The sequence below is a fragment of the Achromobacter sp. ACM04 genome (assembly GCF_014851465.1).
Taxonomy (GTDB): Bacteria; Pseudomonadota; Gammaproteobacteria; order Burkholderiales; family Burkholderiaceae_B; genus Achromobacter; species Achromobacter aegrifaciens.
In genome coordinates this window covers 647,864-669,680 of sequence record NZ_JACUZS010000002.1, presented here as the reverse complement: position 1 = coordinate 669,680, position 21,817 = coordinate 647,864, and the positions used below count along the sequence as shown (strand labels likewise).

The 21,817-nt window shown below is 65.1% G+C and carries 19 protein-coding genes; 16 read left to right on the top strand and 3 right to left on the bottom strand.

Annotated elements, in window-relative coordinates; all coding sequences use genetic code 11:
• Positions 1 to 24: 24 nt before the first annotated feature.
• On the bottom strand, positions 25 to 1,233 hold the full coding sequence (locus tag IB259_RS13915; protein WP_125472457.1) for a GGDEF domain-containing protein: 1,209 nt from the start codon (positions 1,231 to 1,233) through the stop codon (positions 25 to 27).
• Between the two features lie 330 nt (positions 1,234 to 1,563).
• Here IB259_RS13915 and IB259_RS13910 point away from each other — a divergent pair, with 330 nt between their 5' ends.
• Complete coding sequence (locus tag IB259_RS13910) at positions 1,564 to 2,745, top strand: MFS transporter (protein WP_192329319.1); 1,182 nt, start codon at positions 1,564 to 1,566, stop codon at positions 2,743 to 2,745.
• Positions 2,746 to 2,892: 147 nt separating this feature from the next.
• Positions 2,893 to 3,792: an arginase family protein gene (locus IB259_RS13905; protein WP_192329318.1), complete on the top strand. Its 900-nt coding sequence runs from the start codon at positions 2,893 to 2,895 to the stop codon at positions 3,790 to 3,792.
• Between the two features lie 61 nt (positions 3,793 to 3,853).
• Here IB259_RS13905 and IB259_RS13900 read toward each other — a convergent pair whose 3' ends face one another.
• Positions 3,854 to 4,525, bottom strand: coding sequence for a lysozyme inhibitor LprI family protein (locus IB259_RS13900; RefSeq protein WP_175160400.1), 672 nt, complete (start codon positions 4,523 to 4,525; stop codon positions 3,854 to 3,856).
• 333 nt (positions 4,526 to 4,858) lie between these two features.
• Between IB259_RS13900 and IB259_RS13895 the strand changes: the two genes are divergently transcribed.
• From IB259_RS13895 to fes, 5 genes are all read left to right on the top strand, one after another.
• A complete protein-coding gene (locus IB259_RS13895; protein ID WP_175180635.1) occupies positions 4,859 to 7,033 on the top strand; it encodes a TonB-dependent siderophore receptor in 2,175 nt (724 codons plus the stop codon).
• Positions 7,034 to 7,124: 91 nt separating this feature from the next.
• Entirely contained in the window at positions 7,125 to 7,412 is a 288-nt protein-coding gene (locus IB259_RS13890) for a hypothetical protein (protein ID WP_054451891.1), read from the top strand.
• Entirely contained in the window at positions 7,399 to 7,689 is a 291-nt protein-coding gene (locus IB259_RS13885; protein ID WP_054451890.1) for a hypothetical protein, read from the top strand. The genes IB259_RS13890 and IB259_RS13885 overlap by 14 nt, the downstream gene beginning before the upstream one ends.
• 15 nt (positions 7,690 to 7,704) lie before the next feature.
• Positions 7,705 to 9,333, top strand: a complete 1,629-nt coding sequence (locus tag IB259_RS13880; protein ID WP_192329317.1) for a PepSY domain-containing protein — start codon at positions 7,705 to 7,707, stop codon at positions 9,331 to 9,333.
• Positions 9,334 to 9,375: 42 nt separating this feature from the next.
• Complete coding sequence (gene fes, locus IB259_RS13875) at positions 9,376 to 10,971, top strand: enterochelin esterase (RefSeq protein WP_225596855.1); 1,596 nt, start codon at positions 9,376 to 9,378, stop codon at positions 10,969 to 10,971.
• 27 nt (positions 10,972 to 10,998) lie between these two features.
• On the opposite strand, the gene IB259_RS13870 is transcribed toward fes, so the two are convergent.
• Positions 10,999 to 11,328, bottom strand: coding sequence for a helix-turn-helix domain-containing protein (locus IB259_RS13870; protein WP_175212573.1), 330 nt, complete (start codon positions 11,326 to 11,328; stop codon positions 10,999 to 11,001).
• A 104-nt stretch (positions 11,329 to 11,432) separates the two neighbouring features.
• Here IB259_RS13870 and IB259_RS13865 point away from each other — a divergent pair, with 104 nt between their 5' ends.
• The 9 genes from IB259_RS13865 (at position 11,433) to tssH (ending at position 21,817) form a co-directional block, all read left to right on the top strand.
• The gene (locus IB259_RS13865) at positions 11,433 to 12,137 is read left to right on the top strand and encodes a glutathione S-transferase family protein (RefSeq protein ID WP_192329316.1); all 705 of its coding nucleotides are present in this window, start codon (positions 11,433 to 11,435) and stop codon (positions 12,135 to 12,137) included.
• A gap of 162 nt (positions 12,138 to 12,299) precedes the next feature.
• Positions 12,300 to 12,929 (top strand): hypothetical protein, encoded by a 630-nt coding sequence (locus IB259_RS13860; RefSeq protein WP_119451862.1) that lies wholly within the window; start codon positions 12,300 to 12,302, stop codon positions 12,927 to 12,929.
• Between the two features lie 190 nt (positions 12,930 to 13,119).
• The gene (gene tssB / locus IB259_RS13855; protein WP_054451884.1) at positions 13,120 to 13,662 is read left to right on the top strand and encodes a type VI secretion system contractile sheath small subunit; all 543 of its coding nucleotides are present in this window, start codon (positions 13,120 to 13,122) and stop codon (positions 13,660 to 13,662) included.
• An 83-nt stretch (positions 13,663 to 13,745) separates the two neighbouring features.
• The gene (tssC, locus tag IB259_RS13850) at positions 13,746 to 15,257 is read left to right on the top strand and encodes a type VI secretion system contractile sheath large subunit (RefSeq protein ID WP_054451883.1); all 1,512 of its coding nucleotides are present in this window, start codon (positions 13,746 to 13,748) and stop codon (positions 15,255 to 15,257) included.
• Positions 15,258 to 15,324: 67 nt separating this feature from the next.
• Positions 15,325 to 15,819 (top strand): type VI secretion system tube protein Hcp, encoded by a 495-nt coding sequence (locus IB259_RS13845; protein WP_054451882.1) that lies wholly within the window; start codon positions 15,325 to 15,327, stop codon positions 15,817 to 15,819.
• A gap of 63 nt (positions 15,820 to 15,882) precedes the next feature.
• On the top strand, positions 15,883 to 16,326 hold the full coding sequence (tssE, locus tag IB259_RS13840; RefSeq protein WP_175212572.1) for a type VI secretion system baseplate subunit TssE: 444 nt from the start codon (positions 15,883 to 15,885) through the stop codon (positions 16,324 to 16,326).
• Positions 16,323 to 18,086: a type VI secretion system baseplate subunit TssF gene (tssF, locus tag IB259_RS13835; protein ID WP_225596854.1), complete on the top strand. Its 1,764-nt coding sequence runs from the start codon at positions 16,323 to 16,325 to the stop codon at positions 18,084 to 18,086. The genes tssE and tssF overlap by 4 nt, the downstream gene beginning before the upstream one ends.
• On the top strand, positions 18,083 to 19,108 hold the full coding sequence (gene tssG / locus IB259_RS13830; protein ID WP_225590380.1) for a type VI secretion system baseplate subunit TssG: 1,026 nt from the start codon (positions 18,083 to 18,085) through the stop codon (positions 19,106 to 19,108). Before tssF ends, tssG begins: the two co-directional genes overlap by 4 nt.
• Before the next feature lie 12 nt (positions 19,109 to 19,120).
• The gene (tssH, locus tag IB259_RS13825; protein WP_175160335.1) at positions 19,121 to 21,817 is read left to right on the top strand and encodes a type VI secretion system ATPase TssH; all 2,697 of its coding nucleotides are present in this window, start codon (positions 19,121 to 19,123) and stop codon (positions 21,815 to 21,817) included.

Below are 21,817 nucleotides of genomic sequence, written 5' to 3'. Positions count from 1 at the left end.
GCGGCGCGGGCCGAGCCGGCGACTTCATGCCTGTGCGCAACACGCTTGAGTGCTTGCGTTGTCGCCAGGCGCGTGGCGGCCATGCCCGGCCTCGGCCGGCGCCATGCCCGCAACCGTGCAGTTCCGTCCTCGTCGCTTCGCCTCGTAAAGCAGGTCGTCTGCCCGTTTCAACGCGCTGGCGAAAGGTTCTCCTGCCTGCACGACGGTCACTCCCATGCTTGCGGTGAAACAGGAATCTGGAACCTGTGGCGTCCAGCGCTGCGCCACGAAACTGGCACGGATCTCTTCGGCGATTGCGGTGGCGTTTTCCAGGCTTGCCGTGGGCAGCAGCAACAGGAATTCTTCTCCTCCCAGCCGGGCCGCATGGATGCGGGTGTCCGTTAGCGGCCTGAGCAGGGCGCCGAATCGGGCAAGCACCATGTCGCCAAACGCGTGGCCGAAGACATCGTTGATGCGCTTGAAGTTGTCGATGTCGGCCATGATCAGCGCGGTCGGCGTTGCCGCATCCGAGAATGCGCGCCCGGAGGCAAGCAGACTATCGAGTCCTTGGCGGTTCAGCAGGCCCGTCAAGGCGTCGGTATGGGCGTGGCGACGGTACTTCTCTATGGCGTCGTAGCTCGTCGCGATGAAGACCGCGAAGGTCAGGACTATGCTCCCGAGCAGTCCGGTGTATTGGATCAGGATGCCCCAGACCGACGTTCTCCATTCGCCCGTTGAGAGCGGCGGAATCGGGGCGGCAATGTACAGGATGCACTGGCCCGTCAACACGAGGGAGATGAAGAGGAACGCGGCGGTGAGCACCCTGTCCGACGTGGTCACGGCATGCCTGGCGAAGGACAGCGTGGCCCGCCAGGTCACGAGCGCGCAACAGGCTTGCACGAAGAACGTTTCCAGCTTCGCACTGGCAAACAGCACTACCGAGACAACTACCATCGCCGTCGAGGCAAGCAGGACCGCAGCATCGAAGTAGGGGGGAACCTGGCTGCGCCTGCGGCTCTGGAGGGCGCGACAGGCGAGGATGACGCCGCCCAGAATGAAAGCGTCCTCGACGACCTGTTTATATGGGGAAAGTGCGCTGGCCTGCACCAGCATGATGGCGTAGCCTGCGCCCAGGCTGGCCAGGGCGCAGCCCCACCGGAGCGTATTGAAGCCGATGAAACGTGCAGCGCAGAGTCCGATGGCGCACATCAGGATCGCTGCAGGCACGGACCATTCAAGAAGGGTTGCGGGCATGGACAGGCGAATGCGTGGAACGGTACACAGTCGAGCGCATGCTCGGCCGACACAATTTGTATGGAAAAAGATTACAGTGTGTTGCAATGTATCGCCAGGACTCAACAGTCAAGGATTGTCAAGCGATGCGGCCAGCTTCGCCGGGAAGGGAAAGCGGTATCTGCCGGACGTTGAACAGCTGGCGAGAGACGCGGCGGCTGTCAGCTGGCCGACAGGCGGGCGCGAGGGGCGCCAGCTACACTTCCGGCATCCCGCGCCAATGTCCGCCGGACCGGTCCCGTGCCATGTGGCAAGGCGGCGGACAGGCGGCCGGTCTCCCATTCTCCCGCCATGTCGCAACCCGATTCGTTCAATCTGAAGCAGCTCGCCGTGCCGGCGTTCGGCCCGTCGCTGCTCTATGGCATCAGCAACGGCGCCATTCTTCCCGTGATCGCGCTCACCGCCCGCGATCAAGGAGCGTCGATAGCCACCGCCGGCCTGATAGCCGCCCTCATCGGGGTTGGCTCGCTGCTTTCCAATATTCCGTCCGCGTTGATCACCCATCGCTTCGGCGAGAAGCGCGCCATGGCTGGCGCGGCGGTGTTGAGCGTGGTCGGCCTGCTGCTCGTGATTGGCGTGCCCAACCTCTGGGTGCTGGCGTTGGCCATGCTGATGCAAGGGTGCGCGCAGTCGGTGTTTCAGCTGGCGCGCCAGAGCTACATGATCGAGGTCGTGCCGCTGGCGTACAGGGCGCGCGCCCTGTCCACGCTCGGCGGTACGACGCGGATCGGTACTTTCTTCGGCCCGTTCGCGGGTGCGGCCCTGATTCATTTCGTGGGGCTGGATGGCGCCTATTGGATTGCCATCTGCGCCATGCTCGGCGCAGGACTCATCGCCGTCAAGGCGCCTGACATCGAGCCTTCGGCGGGCGCGAGCGCGGGCGCGCCGCGCGCACGCATGGGCGAGGTTGCGCGCGACCATCGCGGCGTGTACGCCACGCTCGGCGTGGGCGTGATGCTGATCAGCGCGGTGCGCGCGTCGCGCCAGGTGGTGATTCCCCTGTGGGCAGACCACCTGGGCCTCGACGCCGCCACCACTTCGCTCATCTACGGGCTGGTCGCCGCAGTCGATATGTCGGTGTTCTATCCGGCGGGCAAAGTGATGGACCAGCGCGGCCGCTTGTGGGTGGCATTGCCTTGCACGCTGCTGATGGGGCTGAGCCTGATGGCGATCCCGCTTACCGACGGGGTGGCGAGCTTCATCCTGGTGTCGGCGCTGCTGGGCTTCGGCAACGGCATCGGATCGGGCATCGTCATGACGTTGGGCGCCGACGCCGCCCCAGCGGGCGCGCGCACGCAGTTCCTTGGCATCTGGCGTTTCATGGCCGACCTTGGCTCAAGCGGCGGACCCGTGGCGCTGTCGGTGCTGACCGCCCTGGTGTCGCTCGGCGGCGCATCGTTCGGTGTTGGCACGCTGGGGCTGGTGGCGGCCGGCGTGTTCTGGCGCTGGCTGCCGCGCCGCGCGCAGGCTTGAGGGCCTTGCTCCTGGGCTCGCACGGGTCATGGGAGCCGCCCGCGTCTCCGTAGGGAAACGGAAGATACGGTGTCGGATTGAGCTTTCGCGCCGCAATTTGTAGTCTGGCATCATATTTTTTGCGGAATGGCCGCCCCGGAGGCGCTGATGCCGACTCTCTCCTATGCAATCCTCGAAGCCCCTTCCACGCTAGGCTTGGCGACCGACGGTGTGGAATGCCTGCCTGATCAGCTCCTGGCCTACGGCCTTGCTGAGCGCATCCATGCACGCCGCGCCGGGCGACTTGCCGTGCCTCCCAAGAATCCGACGCCGGATCCCGAGACCGGCACCCTGAACGCCAAGGCCATTGCGGCGTGGTCGCCCAAGCTTGCCGACGCGGTGGGCGCGCTGCTTGATGCGCGCGAGTTTCCGGTGCTGCTAGGCGGCGATTGCACAATCCTGCTGGGTTCCATGCTCGCGTTGCGCAGGCGCGGCCGTTACGGTCTGCTCTTCATCGACGGCAACGCGGACTTTTTCCAACCGGAGGCGGAACCCAACGGCGAAGGCGCTTCGATGGATCTTGCCTTCGTCACCGGCCATGGTCCGCCGTTATTGGCCGACATCGAAGGGCGCGGGCCGTTGGTCCGCCCTGAAGACGCCGTTGCGTTCGCGTATCGCGATCATGAGGACCAGGAAGAGTACGGCAGCCAGCCGCTCCCTGAAGCGCTCAAGACGCTTGATCTCCCCGCAGTACGTTCGATGGGCATCGAGGCTGCTGCGCGGCAGGCAGTCGATCATCTGACGCGAGCAGAGCTGGATGGTTTCTTTATCCACCTCGACGCAGACTGTCTTGACGACGCCATCATGCCGGCCGTCGATTTCCGCGTGCCTGGCGGCTTGTCGTGGGAAGAGCTGACGGCCGCGCTGCGGATTGCCCTGTCGAGCGGCAAGGCCGTTGGCCTTGAGATCACTATCTACAATCCGCGTCTTGATGAAGATGGCGGCGCCGGGCGTGGCCTGGCCGATTTGCTGGCCGCAGCCCTCGGAACGGCTGCGTCATCGGTGTAATCGTGGTGTCCGGCGGCACGCAGTCGCATCGAGTTTGCGTGCGGCTGCGGAATGCCTTTGATCAGCGCACCGCGAACCAGTCTCCCTCCAGGCTGCCGTTCATGCCGCAGAACGGCGGACCGAAGCCGTCTTTCTCGACCCCGGCGGGCGGCGTTTCTCGCACCACCAGCACAGCGCCGCGGCGCGTCAGGTCCAGCGTCCACGGCGGCCCGTCCTGATAGGTGACGATGATGCTGTCGCCTACGGCGACAGCCTTGCCGCTCAGATCGCAGACCCAGCGGCCGTTGTAGGGCTGGGCCGAATTGGCGGCCACGAGCAGTTGGCCGTCGGCGCCGCGGGTGATTTCAATTTCACCTTCGACGTTCTTCCACTTGCCGACAAAGCCGGCAGGCGGCTGCGGATCGATGGACTTCAGAAAATTCAGGCGGTAGCGCATGCTGGTGCCGATCTCCTTGACCGGCGTGCTGCCCGAAAAGGGCTCGGCATAGATATTGTCCCGTACGCCCAGGAAATAACGTTGGTCGGCGGTCAGTGATTTGACTGCCTCGGCGTCGAGCTTGCCGCGTACCGCCTTGTACTGCTGCGCGATGGCCGCGTCCTGGTCGGCCAGCGCCGGGTGGGCGCAAATGGCTTTTTCGACCGGAGTCGCGGCCTTGGCGCAGTTGAAAGAGGGGGCTGCCACGGCGCTGCCTGCCACGGCCAACGATGCTGCAAGGACCAGATGACGGATCATCTTGTGTAGCTCTCCAGGGTTATATAAGCGTTCGATGGGCCTGTCGGCGCCGAGAGGACTGCGCAGTTTACCGGCGGGGACTGTGCTTGAGGATGCCGGGATGGCCTTGTCGCTTCTGCCAAGCGCGCCCGCGCTGGCGACTTCCAAACCGAGGCCGCAGAATTTTGCGTTGGGATGTCAATCAAAAAAATATAAGCCTTTGATTCTTATTGAATTGCGTGCCAATTCGAGCGGATTCTGGCTGCGGACTCCTGATTTCTTGGCGAACGGTGCTTTCTTAAATATATAATTCATCTGATAAGCATTCGCATTTAGATATCGGAACGATGAATTGTGGCCAAGAAAACTCAGTTGACTATCTCGCTGTGCGTCCAGTGCTTTAGCCCGGCAGTCGCGCTGTCCTTGATTCTTCCCGCCAGCGCCGCCGCCCAGAACGCGGCGCAAACCACGACGCTGCAGCCCGTCACCGTGACCGCGGGTTCGGTTTCGGAGGAAGACTTGCCCGCGCCCTATGCCGGCGGGCAGGTGGCGCAGGGCGCGCGCCTGGGCCTGATGGGCAATCAGGACGTGATGGACACGCCATTCAACGTCACCAGCTATACCTCCGAGCTGATCCAGAACCAGCAGGCGCGCACGTTGGCGGACGTGATGGCCAACGATCCTTCCGTGCGGTTCACGACGTCGAGCGGACACGCCTACGAGAACTTCCGCATCCGCGGCTTCGACGTCAACCAGAACGACGTGGCGATCAACGGCATGTATGGCCTGGCGCCCATGGGGCGCACGCCGCTGGAGTTCGTCGAGCGGGTGGAGGTGCTGAAAGGCCCGAACGCCTTGTTCAGCGGGATGGCGCCCAGCGGCGCGGTGGGCGGCACGATCAACCTGGTGCCCAAGCGGGCGGAAGACACGCCCAATGCCACCTTCGGCGTGAACTGGCAGGCCGACGGCCAGCTGGGCACGACCATCGATGCCGGCCGCCGTTTCGGCTCCGCCAATGAATGGGGCGCGCGCGTCAACGGTTCCTTCAGCGACGGCGCCACCACGCTGGACGGCCAATCCAGAAAACGCGAGTTCCTGTCCGCCGGCCTGGACTATCGCGGCAGCGCCCTGAGCGCGTCGATAGACGCCTACCATAGCCAGGAGTCGTTTTCGGGCGGCACGCCGGCCATGTTCTGGTTCGGCGGTTCGGTCGTGCCCGAAGCGCCCGATCCTCGCATCAACCAGTTCAGCACCGGCTATGGCAGCATCCAGAGCAACGCCGTCATGGCGCGGGCTGAATACCGCTTCAATGACAGCGTATCGGCCTTTGCCGGTGTGGGCAGGCGCGACAGCCATCAATCGGGCCTGATCAATGGCACCCATGCGCGGCAGATCGACGCCAATGGCAATTTCACCGGCTCCATCATCGGCCAGCGCGCCTACACGGATGCCACCTCGGCCGAGGGCGGGCTGCGCACGCGGTTCAACACGGGCAGCGTACGGCACGAGCTGGTGCTCCAGGCTTCCTTGCTGAAGCTGGAGGACGGGTCGGCCACCGGGCCGGCATCGACTTTCAAGTCGAATATCTACGACCCGATCACGCCGGTCATGCCTGCGGTGCCGGGCAGCGCGCCCAAGACGGCGGAGAACACGCTGTCCAGCCTGGCGCTGGTGGATACCATGTCCTTCTTCGACGACAAGCTGCTCCTGACCGGCGGCCTGCGCAACCAGCGCGTGAAGACGACGAACTTCGACAAGACCGGCAAGACGACGGCCCGCTATGACGAGGACGCCGTGACACCGGCTGTCGCCATCGTCGTCAAACCTTGGGGACCGGACGTCTCGCTGTATGCCAACTACGTGCAGGGCCTGAGCAAGGGCGATAGCGTCACGGACACCAGCGCCAGCAACTATGGCCAGGTGTTCGCGCCCTACAAGACCAAGCAGCAGGAGCTGGGCGTCAAGTGGAATGCCGGCACTTTCACCAATACCCTGGCATTCTTCCAGATAGACAAACCCATGCTGGTGACGGAGGGCTCTACGGCCAAGCCCACGTATGCGGACGGCGGCGAGAAGCGTGTCCGCGGCGTGGAGTGGAATACCTTCGGCGAGTTGGCTGCGGGCGTGCGCGTGCTGGGCGGCGTCACTTACACGCAAGGCACGCAGGTCAAGACCTCGTATGGCCGCTATGACGGCAATACCGCGGTGGGCGCGCCGCGCTGGCAGGCCAATGCCGGGCTGGAATGGGACACGCCGTGGGTGCCCGGCGTGACGCTGAGCGCGCGCGTGCAGGCGACTTCGAGCCAGTACGCGGATGCGGCCAACAAACTGCAGATTCCGGGCTGGGGCCAACTGGACCTGGGCGCCCGCTACGCCACGCAGATCAACGGCCGGGACGTCGTGTACCGGCTGAATGTCAACAACGTGTTCGACAAGCACTATTACGCCGGCAGTTTCAGCGACACGACGCCTATCGTGACGCTGGGGCCGGCGCGCACCGTAACCGCCTCCGCCAGCATCAGTTTCTGAATGCGGGATGTTTTGCCGGTCCCTGTTCCGGACAGTCGATTCGGAGCAGGGATTGGCAGGCAGGTCTCGGGCAATTCATCCTGGGGTGACCATGGAAGTCCTGATTCTTTTCAGCCTGGCGAGCCTGTTCCTGGGCAGCTTCTGTATCTATCGCGCTTCGCCCAACCAGCGATGGGGCGCCACGTCCTGGCCGGTCCTGCCCGCCCGCGTCGCTGGCATTCTGCTGCTCGCGCTGGGCGGCTGGGGTTGCCTGCGCGCATTCTCTGCCGTCGCGGCCGTGTTCGTTTTCTGCACCGCCTTGATGTTGTTCTTCAGTCTCATGCCGTACCTGGGCGTACTGGCGGGCCTGCGCGGTAGCGATACGCATGAAGCCCGTTAAGCCCGCGCCGATCCGGCGCGACTGGATATCGAAGAGCCTGGCGGGCGCATTGCTCGGCTTCGCGCTGGCCATGGGCGCCAGCGCAACGCTGGCCGCATTGACTGCCGGCATTCCGTTGGCGACGCGTTCGCAGCTGGCCATGTGGCTGGTGCCGCCCGTCTGGCTCGGCGTCGCGAGTACCGTCTACTTTTTCGCCAGCGGCCTGCGCGCGTGGATCTGGCTGGGCGGAGCCTGCGTGCTGCTCTATGGCGGACTGCTTGTCGTCAAGGCGATCTGAAGGGAGTCCGCGATCATGAGAGCCGACTACATACGCATCTACAAATCCGTCCATACCTGGACGGGCATCCTGACCGGCATGGCGCTGTTCATCGCCTTCTACGCCGGTGCCCTGACCGTATTCAAAGAGCCGCTGACCCGTTGGGCTACGCCGCCCGCAGCCGTCGCGCCCGTGGCGCTGGAAGACGCGCCCGACCTTATCGCCAGAACCCTGCAAGCGCGGCCGGATGTGGCCAAGGGGTTCAGCATCCATCTGCAGGACGCCGAGCACGTGCCGGCCCGTATGTCCTGGGAAGTCCGTGACGGGCAGGCCGACGATCACGATGAATCGTCGATCCGCCACCATGTCGCCTATCTGGATGCGCGCGGCGAGCTGCGGTTGGAGGAGGCCGCGCCCAGCGGGCTGATGCCGTTCATCGATGTGCTTCACCGCGTGGTGGGCCTGCCTGTCGACAGCGATCCCAACCGCTGGTTCATGGGCATCGTCGCATCGCTCTATGCAATTGCCCTGGTGTCGGGAGTGATCGTGCTGCTGCCGTCGCTGGTCAAGGACTTTTTCGCGTTGCGGGTCGGGAAGAACCTGAAGCGCATGTGGCTGGATGCGCATAACGTGGTGGGCATTGTTTCGCTGCCATTTCACATCGTCATGGCGCTGAGTTCCGTCGTGTTCGCGTTCCACGACGGAATCTACGATCTGCAGGACAAGCTCATGTACGAAGGCAAGCTGGAATCCGTCTTCCAGCGGTCCGGCGGCGGCGCGCCGGCTGGAGAGGTCCGGAATCCTGCAGACATGCTGACGCCGGCGGAACTGCTGGCCCAGGCGCGCGCCCTCGCCCCGGGCTTCGAGCCTTATGGGTTGCAGTATCAACAGGTCGTCAGCCCGCGCGCCATCGTACGCGTCTGGGGCAAGGACGACAGTGCGGTATCGCCGCGGGCGCGAGGCGGCTTCGTGGCGCTCGATCCCTACAGCGGGAAGGTGCTCAACCGCGACTATCTGCCGGGCGGACAGGACGCGCCCAACCTCTGGGTCAGCAGTTTCTTCGCGCTGCACATGGCTTCCTTCGGCGGCGCGGCAGTGCAGTGGCTTTATTTCCTGCTTGGACTGGCGGGCGCATGGCTGTTCTATAGCGGCAACCTGCTGTGGATAGAAACCCGGCGCAAGCGCGCCGACCGGCAGACGGGCGAGATTCCAGTGCAGCGCTTGGACACGCGGCTGATGGCGTCGGCGACAGTGGGCGTCTGCCTGGGATGCGTGTGTGGCATTTCGTTGATGATGGTCGCGTCCAAAGGGTTGAGCGGGCACGTCGGCGATCTGAATGCCTGGCTGCGGGCGCTGTACTACATGGCGTTCTTCGCCAGCCTGGCCTGGGCCTTCCTGCGCGGAGGCGCGGCGGCAGGGGTGCATCTGCTATGGGTCGCGGCAGCATTGACGCTGGCGATACCCGCGGCCTCGCTCGTGGGCGGGCTGTTTCCTGCCTCCGGGCTTTGGGCGCACACGTCGGCCGCGGCGCTGGCAGTGGACGCGACGGCCCTGGCGGCAGGGCTGGGATTTGCCTGGATGGCAAAGGCCAGCGCGCGCAGGATCGGACGGGGCGACGCGGACAGCGTATGGGCGCCCAGAAGGCTCGCCGCGCGCGAGGGATAGCGGACCGCCGCGAACGGGCCGTGAACAAACGAATGGATGAACATGCGTAAAAAGAACAGATTGGAATGGCGGGATTGGATGTCGTCGGCTGCGCTGGCGGTGTCGATGATAGGCGTGGCGCCGGGCATGGCCGCGGCGCAGTCCAGGCAGGGCGCCGTCACACCCGAGGCCCATGTGGACGAACGAATTTCGCTACAGAAGGGAGAGTTCCTCGCGGGCACCTGGGCCGCCGAATCCGGCGTGACCCTGGATCTTCTGGACAGCGCCGGGCAGCACGTACGCCGGCTGAGCGACGGCGAAAAGCCGGCCGGAGCCCTGATGCTGGTGGCGCCGGAAGATGGCCTCTACACCGTTCGCGCGCAGGGTCAGGGCCTGTTCCGCTGGGCCGTGACGGAACGCCTGCCCCTTGCGGAACAACGTGCGCCCGCGGCGGCGCTCGACAGCCCGCGCCTGACCGAGCTGGCGGCGACGCTGGCCGCGGGCGGCACGACGGATGCCTTTTGGGATGAGGTGGCGCAGCAAGGCACGCCGCTGGTCGAGGCCGTGGACGCCGGACATGACCGCGTCACATTCCTGTGGCGCGGCGCCGAACGCAATGTGCGCCTGTTCGGCGGGCCGTCGTCGGACCATGCTCAGTTGGCGCGGCTGGGCAACTCCGATGTCTGGCATGCCAGCTTCGTCGTCCCCAGGTCCACGCGCCTGTCATATCGCCTGGCGCCCGATGTGCCCGAGCTTCCAGGCTCCGGCATGGCGCGGCGCCGCGCGATCCTGGCCACGGCGCAGGCCGATCCGCACAATCCCAAGGCATACCCGGTGCGCGGCGTCGACGCGTACCAGACCTATTCCATGCTGGAACTGGCGGACGCGCCGCAGCAGCCCTGGGTCGAACCCCGCGCGGGCGTGCGGCAGGGAACGGTGGAGACCATGGAGCTGCGCAGCGATCTCATGCGCAACACGCGCAAGATCCACCTGTACCGTCCTGCTGGCTGGCAGTCTGGCGCAGCGGACAATCACGTGCTGGTGCTGTTCGACGCCGGCGCCTATCTGGGCCGCGTGCCCACGCCCACCATTCTGGACAACATGATCGCCGCCGGCGTCATTCCTCCGACGGCGGCGCTGCTCATCGACAACCCTACGGCGGAATCCCGCAGCCAGGAATTGCCGCCCAACCCGGACTTTGCGGACTTCCTGGCGAAAGAGCTGATGCCGTGGGCGCGCAAGCAAGGCATCAGCGCGCCTGCCGCGCGCACCGTCATCGGCGGTTCCAGCTACGGCGGATTGGCATCGGCCTATGCGGCGTTGCGCCACCCCGAAGTGTTCGGCAACGTGCTCAGCCAATCAGGTTCCTATTGGTGGTCGCCGGCGGGCGAGGAGGACCAGTGGCTGACGCGGCAATTCGTCGCGGTGCGCAAGCTGCCGGTGCGCTTCTTCCTTGGCGCCGGCCTGTTCGAGTCCGGACGCGGCGGCCAGCCGGGCATCCTGGAGACCAACCGGCATCTGCGGGATGTGCTGCGTGCCAAGGGCTATCTGGTGACGCACCGCGAGGTGGCGGGCGGACATGATTACCTGGTCTGGCGCGGGACCTTGTCGGATGGCCTGCTGGATCTGATCGGCACTGGCAAGCAGGGGGGCGGATAAGCCCGGCTTGAAAGCTGGCAGGCCTGCTCAGGAGGCGTCTTCGGACGCCTCGCCGTGCTCATCCCACCAGTCGCCCAGCGCATCCAGCAGCTGCACCAGCGTCTTTCCCGATGGCGTGAGCGCGTACTCCACGCGCCGCGGATAGCCATCGAAATCAGTGCGCTGGACGATCCCGGCCAACTCCAGCTTGCGCAGCTCCAGCGTCAGCATCCGATGCGAGATGGTCGGATTGTCGCGGCGCAGATCGCTGAAACGCTTGGTGCCTTCCTTGAGGTAATAGACCAGCAGCGTCGGCCATCTGCCGCTCAGTATCTGCATGACTTCCTCGATGGGGCAACGCGAAACCAGGTCTTTCATGGGCGGGTCATGGTGACAAAAATGTGCGTAATTTACTTAGCCTAGCAGATCCGTAGAATTCAATCCGCTGCGCAGCGTGACCCTCATCTACGGAGAAAGAAATCTTGGAACCCATTCTTGTTTATGGCTTTCCGCAGGGAAGTTCCATGGGGCTCGTCGCTGCGCTGGAGTGGCTGGGCAAACCCTATCGCCTGTGCCGCGTGGACATGCTGAGCGAAATGCGTCTGCCCTCCTATGCGCGGATCAACGCGCGCCACGAGACGCCTGCATTCGTCAGCGAACAGGGCGCGGTTTTCACGGAAACCATGGCGATTGCGCGCTGGATCGAAAACCGTGATGACGAGCGCAGGATCAGCTTTGACCCGCTGTCGCCGGAATCCGACCGCATGCACCAGTTCATGGCTTTTCTGAACACTGGTTTCACCGCCGCCTTCACCCCGCATTGGGTCGCCCTGGAAATGGATCCGCCTGATCCGGCCTTGCAGAAAACGCTGCGGGAGTGGGGGGCGCAACGCGTCATAGAACGCCATGACAAGCTCGAAGCGATGCTGGGCGAGACTCCGTTCCTGATGGGCGATCGTCCGACTCTGGCGGACGCCGTGCTGGTGGGCGTTGCGCGCTGGCTGGATTTCCATGAGGTCGCTGCCCAGTCCCGCTGGCCCAGGCTGGCGGCGCTGCGGCAGCGGCTGGAAAGCGACCCGGCGGTCAAATATGCGATCTCGTTGGAAGAGGGAGCAAGCCCCGGTTATCCGGGACTGTGCCAGGGCCATGTGCCGCTGGAAACGCTGATCGCGACGTATGGAAAGTAGACGGCCGGCCGCATCCGGCGCACGGGCGGCAATGCCCCGCCGCTGCCCGTGCGCCGTCCTCGGGTCTTTGCCCCAGTAAGACCAAAGTCCCATGCGCGGCCCGCGGACGGTAGCTATCCTGCGGGCTTGCTGCCAAGGGCAGAGCACAGGAAGGGGTGGCTCATGAGTCTGATTCTGGGTAGGACAATACTGGACAAGGTGGAGACAAATCGGGTGCGGAGCAAGCCGGAGACGCTGGGGCAGTTCTTTTCCAAACCCGCCCCGCCGGTAGGTTGGCGCATAGGCAAGCTGAGGCCAGGCCAGTCTCTCTTGCTCTGGTCGTACAACCTCCAGGGCTTGATGGTCTGGATGGATAGTGCTGGTCCCGGCAGTCTGGGGTCCGTTCCGGGCACAGAGCGTTACGTTTCGACCTTTTTCGAGTACCGGCGCGCGCCCGAGAACGCGACCCTGCATGGCGCGAAGAACGTGGCGAAAGTCTGCTATGCCGCCAGCGTCGGGCTGCTTGTGGCCGAATGCCGCCAGTTGGTGCACCGTGGGGAGTTTCTGCCGGCCAGCCACTTGAGAGCTCTGCGCGAGGCACGACCTGCGAGGGACATGGGCATGGCGCGCTCCTGCCTGCTCGTGACGAAGCGGGAACCTGTTGCCAATGCCGCAGCCGCCACTCCAGAGGCCAATGAATTCGTTTCCACCACGGGCAACCCGAAAGAAATTGTCGAGAAAATCCAGTGGATGTCAGCACAGCCCTCGGGAAATTTTCTGGCAAGGACGCGCTCCCCCGCGAAGCCGGGCTGACGCGGGTCGGGCCCGCAGTTTCAAGGTTGCGCCTAAGTCATTTCTCATCCAAAAGCAGGATGGAAATTTCTGATAATTTCAAAATACTACGACTAAAGTCCGATGTAGCCCCCGAAGGCCGGCGCTATTGTTCGCACCAGCAATGCGCAGCGCTCGCTGTGCGGTACGAGTGGTTTCTTCGGAGAGGGTCATGTCCAATAGCTTGCAGAAATGGGTGGGCCGCAACCGCCCGCCGCGGGTTCAGATCACGTATGACGTTGAAACCGGCGACGCGATCGAGAAGCGTGAATTGCCGATGGTGGTGGGCGTGCTGGCGGATCTTTCGGGTCAGCCGGCCACGCCGCTGCCCAAGCTGAAAGAGCGCCGCTTCGTCGAGATCGACCGCGACAATTTCGACGAAATCCTGGGCAAGATCCGCCCGCGCCTGGACCTGTCCGTGCCCGACACCGCCAAGGGCGAAGGCAATCTGCGCATTGAGCTGAACTTCGAGAAGTTCGCCGACTTCCATCCCGAATCCCTGGTCGAGCAGGTGCCGCGGCTGTCCAAGCTGCTGGAGGCGCGGCATCAACTGCGCGACCTGCTGGCCAAGCTGGATGGCAATGACGAGCTGGACTCCATCCTTGAGCGCATCGTGCGCAGCACCGAGGAGCTCAAGGCCGTCAAGAGCGAAGCGCAGGCTGGCGGGACGGCCGGCGATGTGGCCGAACCGGCCGCAACGGCGCCGTCGGCCTAACGCGGACAGCAACGTCAGCGCGCGCAGGGCAGGCCTTGCGCCGAAGCCGCGCGCGGGCAATTTCAATTCTCAGGGTGACGAACATGGCAAGCAAACAGACGGCCGATACGGCGGCGGTTGGAGGCAACGCAACGCAGGAAGCGGCGCAGGCGGGCGAACTCAGCCTGCTGGACCGCATCGTGCAGGAAGGCAATATGGCGGTGGAGCCGTCGCAGAATTCCTACGCGAAGAAACTGCTCGGGCAGCTGGCGTCCCAGATCCTGGACGAAGGCATGCGCACCAGCCCGGACAAGTCGGTGGTGGCGATGATCAATGAGCGCGTGGCGGAAATCGACCGTCTCCTGACGGATCAGCTGAACGCCATCATGCATGCGCCGGACTTCCAGGCGCTCGAAGCATCGTGGACCGGCTTGCACGATATGGTCCATGGCACCGAGACGAGCTCGCGGCTGAAGCTGCGGCTGTTGAACGTCAAGAAGAAGGAATTGCTGAAAGACCTGGAGTCGGCCGTCGATCACGACATGAGCCTGCTCTTCAAAAAGGTCTATGAAGACGAGTACGGCACGTTCGGCGGCAGTCCGTATTCCGTGCTGATAGGCGATTACGCATTTGGCCGGCATCCGCAGGATCTGGCGCTACTGGAACGCATCTCCAAGGTCGCGGCCGCCGCGCACGCGCCGTTCATCGCCTCTGCCGCGCCCAGCCTCTTCGACCTGAAATCGTACACGGACCTCGGCGTCACGCGCGATCTCTCCAAGGTCTTCGAAAGCGCCGAGCTCGCCATGTGGCGCAGCTTCCGCGAGTCGGAAGATTCCCGCTACGTGGCGCTGGTGCTGCCGTCCTATGCGGCGCGCCTGCCCTACGGCGCCAAGACCAAGCCGGTCGATACGTTCAACTTCGAAGAGGATGTCGACGGCTCGGATCACAGCAAGTATCTGTGGGCGAATTCCGCCTACCAGCTGGGTCTGCGCATCACCGACGCGTTCGCCAAGTACAGCTGGTCGACCGCGATCCGCGGGGTGGAAGGCGGCGGCAAGGTGGAGAGCATCGCCGCGCATGCCTACAAGACCGATGAAGGCGACATCGCGCTCAAGTGCCCGACGGAAGTGACGATCACGGACCGCCGCGAAAAGGAACTCAGCGACCTGGGGTTCATTGCGTTCGTGAACGCCAAGGGCTCGAACCAGGCCACGTTCTTCGGCAGCCAGACGGCAAACAAGCCCAAGGTCTACAACAAGGATGCCGCCAATGCCAATGCGCAGCTGTCATCACGCCTGCCGTTCGTGCTGGCCGCGTCGCGGTTTGCGCATTACATCAAGGTGATGATGCGCGACAAGGTGGGCAGCTTCCAGTCGCGTACGGACGTCGAGAACTATCTGAACAACTGGATTGCGGACTACGTGCTGATCAACCCCTCGGCCTCGCAGGAACAGAAGGCCAGCTATCCGCTGGGCGAGGCGCGCGTCGACGTCACGGAGGTGCCCGGAAAGCCCGGCGCGTACCGCGCCACCTGCTTCATCAAGCCTCATTTCCAGATGGAAGAGCTGACCGCGTCCATCCGCCTGGTGGCAGACCTGCCGGCCGCGGCTGCCTGAACTTTCGAACCGCGCGCCGCCAGCCGGCGGCGCACGCCAACCGAATCCTCTTCGAACACGGAATTCCATGGATACCATCCTGCTCAAGATCAACAACATCAAAGGCAACTCCACTCTGGACGGCCATGCCGACGCGATCATCCTCTTGGGCGCCTCGCATGGCGTGATGTTGCCGATGTCGATGGACATGGCCAACACCGAGCGTGCCCTGGGCCGGCCCAGCTTCTCGGAAATGGCGTTTACCAAGGTAATGGACCAGTCCACGCCCGCGCTATACAACGCGTGCGCGTCCGGCGCCAAGCTGAACGACGCGACCATACTCATCGGCCGCAACGAGAGCGGGTCGTTCCTGTTGCACGTGAAGTACGTACTGGGCAATGCGATGGTCTCGTCCATCAACTCCGCGCTGGGCGAGGGCGGCGGCAGCGACAGCTTCACGTTGTGCTTCAGCAAGCTCTCCATCGAATACACCCAGCAGGCCACCGCCGGCAACAAGGCTGGCACGGCATCGTTCGGCTGGGACCTGGCGACGAACAAGTCCACCGCCGCGCCCAAGAAGTAATGCCGGACGCCGCTCCCGCATGTGCGGGCGCGGCGCCGGTGCACGTACAGGAACGCCCGCAACATGCCGACCGATACCCTTTATTCGCCCGTGCCCTTGTTTGACCGCCTGGCGGCTGATGCGGAGTCGCAACTGGCGGGGGCCGACGCGCAGAGACTGGCGGTGGCCAGGGACCTGGAGCGCTTGCTGAACACGCGTTCGCGCCTGGATTTCGAGGCCTTTTCACGCTCGGCGGCAACGGTGGTCGACTACGGCGTGCCCGACTACTCGGCGCGGTCGCCGGTGTCGGCTTCGGATCGCGAGGCCGTCGCTGCTGTAGTCAAGCAGGCCATTGCCCTTTATGAACCCCGCCTGTCCAATGTGTCGGTGGACATGGCGCCCGCCGCGAACGGGATAGGCCCATGCCGGCTGGAGATCCGGGCCGACATGCGGGTCGGCGGCGCGGTGAACCACGTGGCATTCGAACTGCTGGCAGGCGCGCAGAGCGGGACGGGGGGCGGGTCATGACCGATCTGGCGTCCGATGGCATCCTGCAGTACTACAAGCGCGAGCTGTCCTATCTGCGTAATCAGGGGGCGGACTTCGCGCTGCGCTATCCCAAGGTGGCATCCCGGCTGGCGCTGCACGGCACGGAATCGCCAGATCCGCATACCGAACGCCTGATAGAAGCCACTGCGTTCCTGGCGGCCCGGGTGCACCGCGACCTGGATCAGGAGTTTCCCCAGATCGCCGCCGCGATGCTGGACAACGTCTGTCCGACGCTGGTGCAGCCCATCCCGTCGATGACCGTGGTGCAGCTGGCTCTGGACGGCAGCCAGGGAAAAGTGACGGCCGGACTGCCCGTGCCGCGGCATAGCGGCCTGGCGGCGCGGACCGAGGCCGGCGAACTTTGCCGGTTCCGCACCGCCTGGGATGCCACGCTGTGGCCCTTGAGGATAGGAAGCGCCGGCTTCTCTGAAGACCAGGCTTTGCGCCTGGAGCTGGAAAGCGATTCCGGCGTGGAACTGTCGGAGCTGGAAATCCGCACACTGCGCATCCACCTGCAGGGCGACTGGATGGTGACGATGCCGCTGTACGAGTTGCTGGCGGCGGGCGTGGCCGGCATATCGCTCTATGCCGAAGGGGGCGGCGTTGTGCCGCTGCCGTTGACGGCCTGGCGGGAAGTGGGATATGCGCCGGAAGAGAGCGTATTGCCGCAGCCGCCGAATGGATTGCCGGCGCACGGCCTGATGCAGGAGTACTTCGCATTTCCGCGCAAGTTCCATTTCTTTGACCTGGATTTGCCGCGGGGGCTGCCGTTCAAGGGGCGCCGTTGCCAGATCGCGCTGCACCTGGACAGGCAGGCTCGTGGCCTGGGCGCGATAGGCGCCCAGCATTTCCGCCTGGGTTGCACGCCGGTGATCAACCTGTACGCGCAGACCAGCGAACCGGTCACGATCGACGATAGCCATTACGAATATCGCCTGGTGGCCGACAAGCGCCGTGACGAGACGACGGAAGTGCATTCGGTGCTGTCCGTGATCCTGTCCGATCCGGCGGCCGAGCGCTCGATTCCCGTGCCCAGCTATGCGGAGGTCGAGCACGCGGACGCCGCTCGCGGTACGTTGTTCTGGTCTGCCCGAAGGGAACACAGCCTGCGTGACCGCGTAAGCGGCACCGACATGTTCCTGAGCTTCGTGGATGCCCGCAACGAGATTCGCCGGCCCGTTGAACCCGTGGTCTACGCCAATCTGCTTTGCACCAACCGGCGCCTTGCCGAGCAGGTGCCAGTGGGCGCCCGCATGGTGTTCGAACGTGTGGCGCAGAACGTATCGGTGCAATGCCTGTACGAGCCCACCGCGCAGCGCAACCCGCCCTCGGGCGGCGACGCGCTGTGGCGCCTGGTGTCGCTGCTGACGTTGAATCAGCAGTCGCTGGTGGAGTCATCGACCGGACACAAACGCCTGCAGCAGATCCTGCAGTTGTTCGCGTCCGGCAGCACGCGTGAGCAGGATCTGATCCGCGGCCTCAAGGGCGTCAGTGCGCGCCCAGTCACGGCGCATGTGGGCAAGGAGGCCTGGCGCGGCTTCTGCCACGGCATGGAAGTCACGGTGGAGTTCGACGCCGATGCGTTCGTGGGAGGATCGCCGCTGCTGCTGGGCGCAGTGCTGGCGCGGTTCTTTGCGATGTATACATCGGTCAATTCGTTCGTGGGGCTGGCGGTGCGCCGGGGCGACGAAATATGGAAGCAGTGGCAGCCCATGACGGGCTACCAGCAATCGCTATGATCGCCCGGCTGCTCTCCCGCCCGCAACGCTACAACCTGTTCCAGGCGATCGCCCTGCTGGAGCGCGCGACGCCAGCGGCCGCGCCGCTGGGCCGCGGAAATGGCGACGGCGAGGCTGTGCGCCTGCATGGGCATGTGTCGGTCGCGTTCGAGGCCAGCGACGTGCGTGCCATCGCCCGGAAGCAGGACGCGGGGCGTTGGGGCCAGGCCATGCAGACACGCTACGCCTTGACTACGCCGGTGATGACACTTGCCGGCGCCAGCAGTCCGTTGCCCTTGGCGTACACCGAACTGGTGCTGCAGCGGCGGGCGTCGCGGGATCACGCCACCGCAGATTTCCTGGATATCTTCAACCACCGCTTCCTGTCCTTCTTCTACCGAAGCCGCAAGAAGCACGCGCTGGGCCTGAACGCGTCCGCGCCGCATGCGTCGGCGCTGGTGGGCTGCCTGGATGCGCTGAGCGACCTGGGCTATGCCCGCGACGAGGCCGGTCCGCAAGGCCAGCGCCTGTGGGTCAGGCACGCGGGTCTGCTGGGCGTGGCGACGCGATCGATGACCGGGCTGCTGGCGTTGCTGGCGGACCGTCTGGGCTTGAAGGTGCTGGGCCGGCAATTCATCGGGCAATGGCGGACGCTGGACGCGAAGGATCATTCGCGCCTGGGCGGAAAGGGGTTGGCGTTGAATGCGTCGCGGGCGCTGGGCCGCCGGGTATGGGACCAGGGGGCCGGGATCCGTATCGAATTCCTGGACTTGAGTCCCGCCCGGTTCGAGCGCCTGTTACCCGGGGGCGCGGACCACGAACTGGCGCTGTGGCTGATCCGCAGTCACCTCCGGAGAGACCTGAACGTGGATTTCGTGCTGCACGCGCAGCCGCGCGCCGGTGCGTGCGTGCTGGGCGGCGCGGCAGCAGCCCGGCTGGGGTGGACCAGCTGGGCCACCGCTACGCGGCAGACCCTCGCTCCGGCGCCGGTGCGCCTGACGGCGCGCATGGCGTCCGCTTCCCCATTGGCCAACCGTACATAAGGCAAATCCGGCATGGATATCGACATCCGCACGCTGCTGGCCCGGCTCAACCCGGTCTGCAAGCACGCGATGGAACTGGCGGCGCAGCAGTGCGTGCGCCAGACGCATTACAACGTGGATGTCGAGCACCTGCTGCTGACGTTGCTGGAAACCGCCGCTCCCGATCTGAAAGCGGTGCTGGATCATTACCAGATCCGGGCGGAAGACGTGTCGGCGCAATTGCAGCGCGCGCAGGAGCAATTCAAGCGGGGCAACGGCCGCACTCCGTCCTTGTCGCCGAATTTCCCTCCCATGTTCCAGGAGGCATGGCTGCTCAGTTCGATGCTGCTGGGGCAGCAGCAGATCCGGTCCGGCACCCTGCTGCTGGCGTTGCTGGAGGTCGACAGCCTGCGCGGATTGCTGCTGGAGTCGGCGCCGGGATTGCTGAACATCTCCCGGGCCGACTTGCGAGCGGCATTGCCGTCCATCCTGGCGGGCAGCGCGGAAGACGCGGGAACCTCGTCTCCCCCGTCCGGGCCGGGAGCCGCGGGCTTGCCCGCCGGCGGCGCGCCTGCCATGCCGACGCCGGGCGAGGGCGGGACGCGCCAATCGGCGCTGGAGCTGTATACGATCGACCTGACGGCTCTGGCGCGCGAAGGGGCGATCGACCCGGTGCGTGGCAGGGATGCGGAAATCCGGCAGTTGGTCGACGTGCTGCTGCGCCGCCGGCAGAACAATCCCATTCTTACGGGCGAGGCCGGCGTGGGCAAGACCGCCGTGGTCGAGGGCTTTGCGCAGCGCATCGTGCAAGGCGACGTGCCTCCGGCCTTGTGCAATGTATCGGTCCGCTCCCTGGACCTGGCGCTGCTGCAGGCCGGGGCGGGCGTGCGCGGCGAATTCGAGAACCGGCTGAAATCGGTGATCAGTGAAGTGAAGGCGTCGGCGACGCCGGTCATCCTGTTCATCGACGAGGCCCACCAGTTGATAGGCGCGGGCGGCAGCGAAGGGCAGGGCGACGCCGCCAATCTGCTCAAGCCGGCCTTGGCGCGCGGCGAATTGCGCACCATCGCCGCCACGACCTGGGCCGAATACAAGCGTTACGTCGAGCGGGATCCGGCGTTGGCAAGGCGCTTTCAGGTCGTCAAGGTGGAAGAACCCACCGAGGCGGCGGCCGTCGAAATGCTGCGCGGCATGGTGCAACGGCTGGAGGCCCATCATGGCGTCGAGATCCTGGATGCCGCGGTCAGGGACGCCGTGAAGCTGTCGCACCGCTATATCTCCGGCCGGCAGTTGCCGGACAAGGCGATCAGCGTGCTGGATACGGCTTGCGCCAGGGTGGCGATCGGCCAGAGCGCGGAGCCGGAAGAAATCGAGGCCCTTGGGCGCGCGATCGAGGCGGCCGAGAACCAGCTGCGCATACTGCGCCACGAGGCCGCCACGGGCATAGACCGCCATGACGCGATCGCCGCGACGCAGCGTCAGATAGAGGATCAACGCGAACAGCACCGCCGACTGGGAGAGAAGTTGGCAGCCGAACGCAGCGCGGTGGCCGAAATCCTGACTTGGCGCCGCCGTATCGCCGACCGCGTCGTGGCCGGCAGCGACAAGGCGGCGGACGAAGAGGACCTGGACGCGTTGACCGCCAATCTGACCCGCCTGGAAAAAGGCCTTGAGGCAGTGCAGAACGACGAGCCCATCGTACCGGTGTGCGTGGACTCTTCGGTCGTGGCGAAAGTGATTTCCGGCTGGACCGGCATTCCGGTGGGCCGGATGCTGGCCGATGAGCTGCACACCGTGCTGTATCTGCAGGAGAAACTGTCCGGACGCATCGTGGGACAGGACGAAGCCCTGGACGCCATCGCCCGGCGCATCCGTACTTTCCGCGCGGACCTGGACGATCCTGGCAAACCGGTGGGCGTGTTCCTGCTGCTGGGTCCCAGCGGCGTCGGCAAGACCGAGACCGCGTGCGCGCTGGCCGATACCTTGTACGGCGGCGAGCGCAACATGATCACCATCAATATGTCGGAGTTCCAGGAAGCGCATAGCGTGTCGGGCCTGAAAGGCGCGCCGCCAGGATATGTGGGATACGGCCGCGGGGGCGTGCTGACCGAAGCGGTGCGGCGCCGTCCCTACAGCGTCGTGCTGTTGGACGAAATGGAGAAGGCGCATCCCGACGTGCTCGAGCTCTTTTTCCAGGTGTTCGACAAAGGGACCATGGAGGACGGCGAGGGCGTTTCCATCGACTTCAAGAACACCCTGATCCTGTTGACGTCGAATGCGTCGCAGGACGTCATCACCGATGCCTGCCGGGGCGGGGCGCGGCCCTCCCCAGAGGCCCTGGCCGAGCGTTTGCGCGCCCCGTTGTTGCGGCAGTTCAGCCCGGCGTTCCTGGGCCGCCTGGTGATGGTTCCCTACTACCCGTTGGGAGATAGCCAGATCAATGCCATCGTCAATCTGAAGCTGGAACGCCTGGCCCGGCGTTTCGCGCGCAACCACCACGCGAACCTGAGCTGGGACGACGCCGTGGCGCAGTCGATCGCGGCGCGTTGCAAGGAAGTGGACAGCGGGGCGCGCAATGTGGACCATATCCTGACGCAGGCGGTGTTGCCGGAGCTGGCGCGCCAGGTGCTGGAACGCATTTCCGTGGCCGCGCCGTTCGGCGGCGTCCATCTGGGCCTGACGCCCGCGGGTGCGATCGATTTCCGATTCCGCGACGCGGAGACCGGATAA

What these genes read in the sequence shown, in the direction of transcription:
- IB259_RS13905 (WP_192329318.1), top strand. Translation starts at nt 2,893, where the DNA reads ATGCCGACTCTCTCCTATGCAATCCTCGAAGCCCCTTCCACGCTAGGC.
- IB259_RS13845 (WP_054451882.1), top strand. Translation starts at nt 15,325, where the DNA reads ATGGATACCATCCTGCTCAAGATCAACAACATCAAAGGCAACTCCACT.
- tssE (WP_175212572.1), top strand. Translation starts at nt 15,883, where the DNA reads ATGCCGACCGATACCCTTTATTCGCCCGTGCCCTTGTTTGACCGCCTG.
- IB259_RS13915 (WP_125472457.1), bottom strand. Translation starts at nt 1,233, where the DNA reads ATGCCCGCAACCCTTCTTGAATGGTCCGTGCCTGCAGCGATCCTGATG.
- IB259_RS13890 (WP_054451891.1), top strand. Translation starts at nt 7,125, where the DNA reads ATGGAAGTCCTGATTCTTTTCAGCCTGGCGAGCCTGTTCCTGGGCAGC.
- IB259_RS13870 (WP_175212573.1), bottom strand. Translation starts at nt 11,328, where the DNA reads ATGAAAGACCTGGTTTCGCGTTGCCCCATCGAGGAAGTCATGCAGATA.
- IB259_RS13885 (WP_054451890.1), top strand. Translation starts at nt 7,399, where the DNA reads ATGAAGCCCGTTAAGCCCGCGCCGATCCGGCGCGACTGGATATCGAAG.
- IB259_RS13880 (WP_192329317.1), top strand. Translation starts at nt 7,705, where the DNA reads ATGAGAGCCGACTACATACGCATCTACAAATCCGTCCATACCTGGACG.
- tssB (WP_054451884.1), top strand. Translation starts at nt 13,120, where the DNA reads ATGTCCAATAGCTTGCAGAAATGGGTGGGCCGCAACCGCCCGCCGCGG.
- tssF (WP_225596854.1), top strand. Translation starts at nt 16,323, where the DNA reads ATGACCGATCTGGCGTCCGATGGCATCCTGCAGTACTACAAGCGCGAG.
- fes (WP_225596855.1), top strand. Translation starts at nt 9,376, where the DNA reads ATGCGTAAAAAGAACAGATTGGAATGGCGGGATTGGATGTCGTCGGCT.
- IB259_RS13900 (WP_175160400.1), bottom strand. Translation starts at nt 4,525, where the DNA reads ATGATCCGTCATCTGGTCCTTGCAGCATCGTTGGCCGTGGCAGGCAGC.
- tssH (WP_175160335.1), top strand. Translation starts at nt 19,121, where the DNA reads ATGGATATCGACATCCGCACGCTGCTGGCCCGGCTCAACCCGGTCTGC.
- tssG (WP_225590380.1), top strand. Translation starts at nt 18,083, where the DNA reads ATGATCGCCCGGCTGCTCTCCCGCCCGCAACGCTACAACCTGTTCCAG.
- IB259_RS13910 (WP_192329319.1), top strand. Translation starts at nt 1,564, where the DNA reads ATGTCGCAACCCGATTCGTTCAATCTGAAGCAGCTCGCCGTGCCGGCG.
- IB259_RS13860 (WP_119451862.1), top strand. Translation starts at nt 12,300, where the DNA reads ATGAGTCTGATTCTGGGTAGGACAATACTGGACAAGGTGGAGACAAAT.
- tssC (WP_054451883.1), top strand. Translation starts at nt 13,746, where the DNA reads ATGGCAAGCAAACAGACGGCCGATACGGCGGCGGTTGGAGGCAACGCA.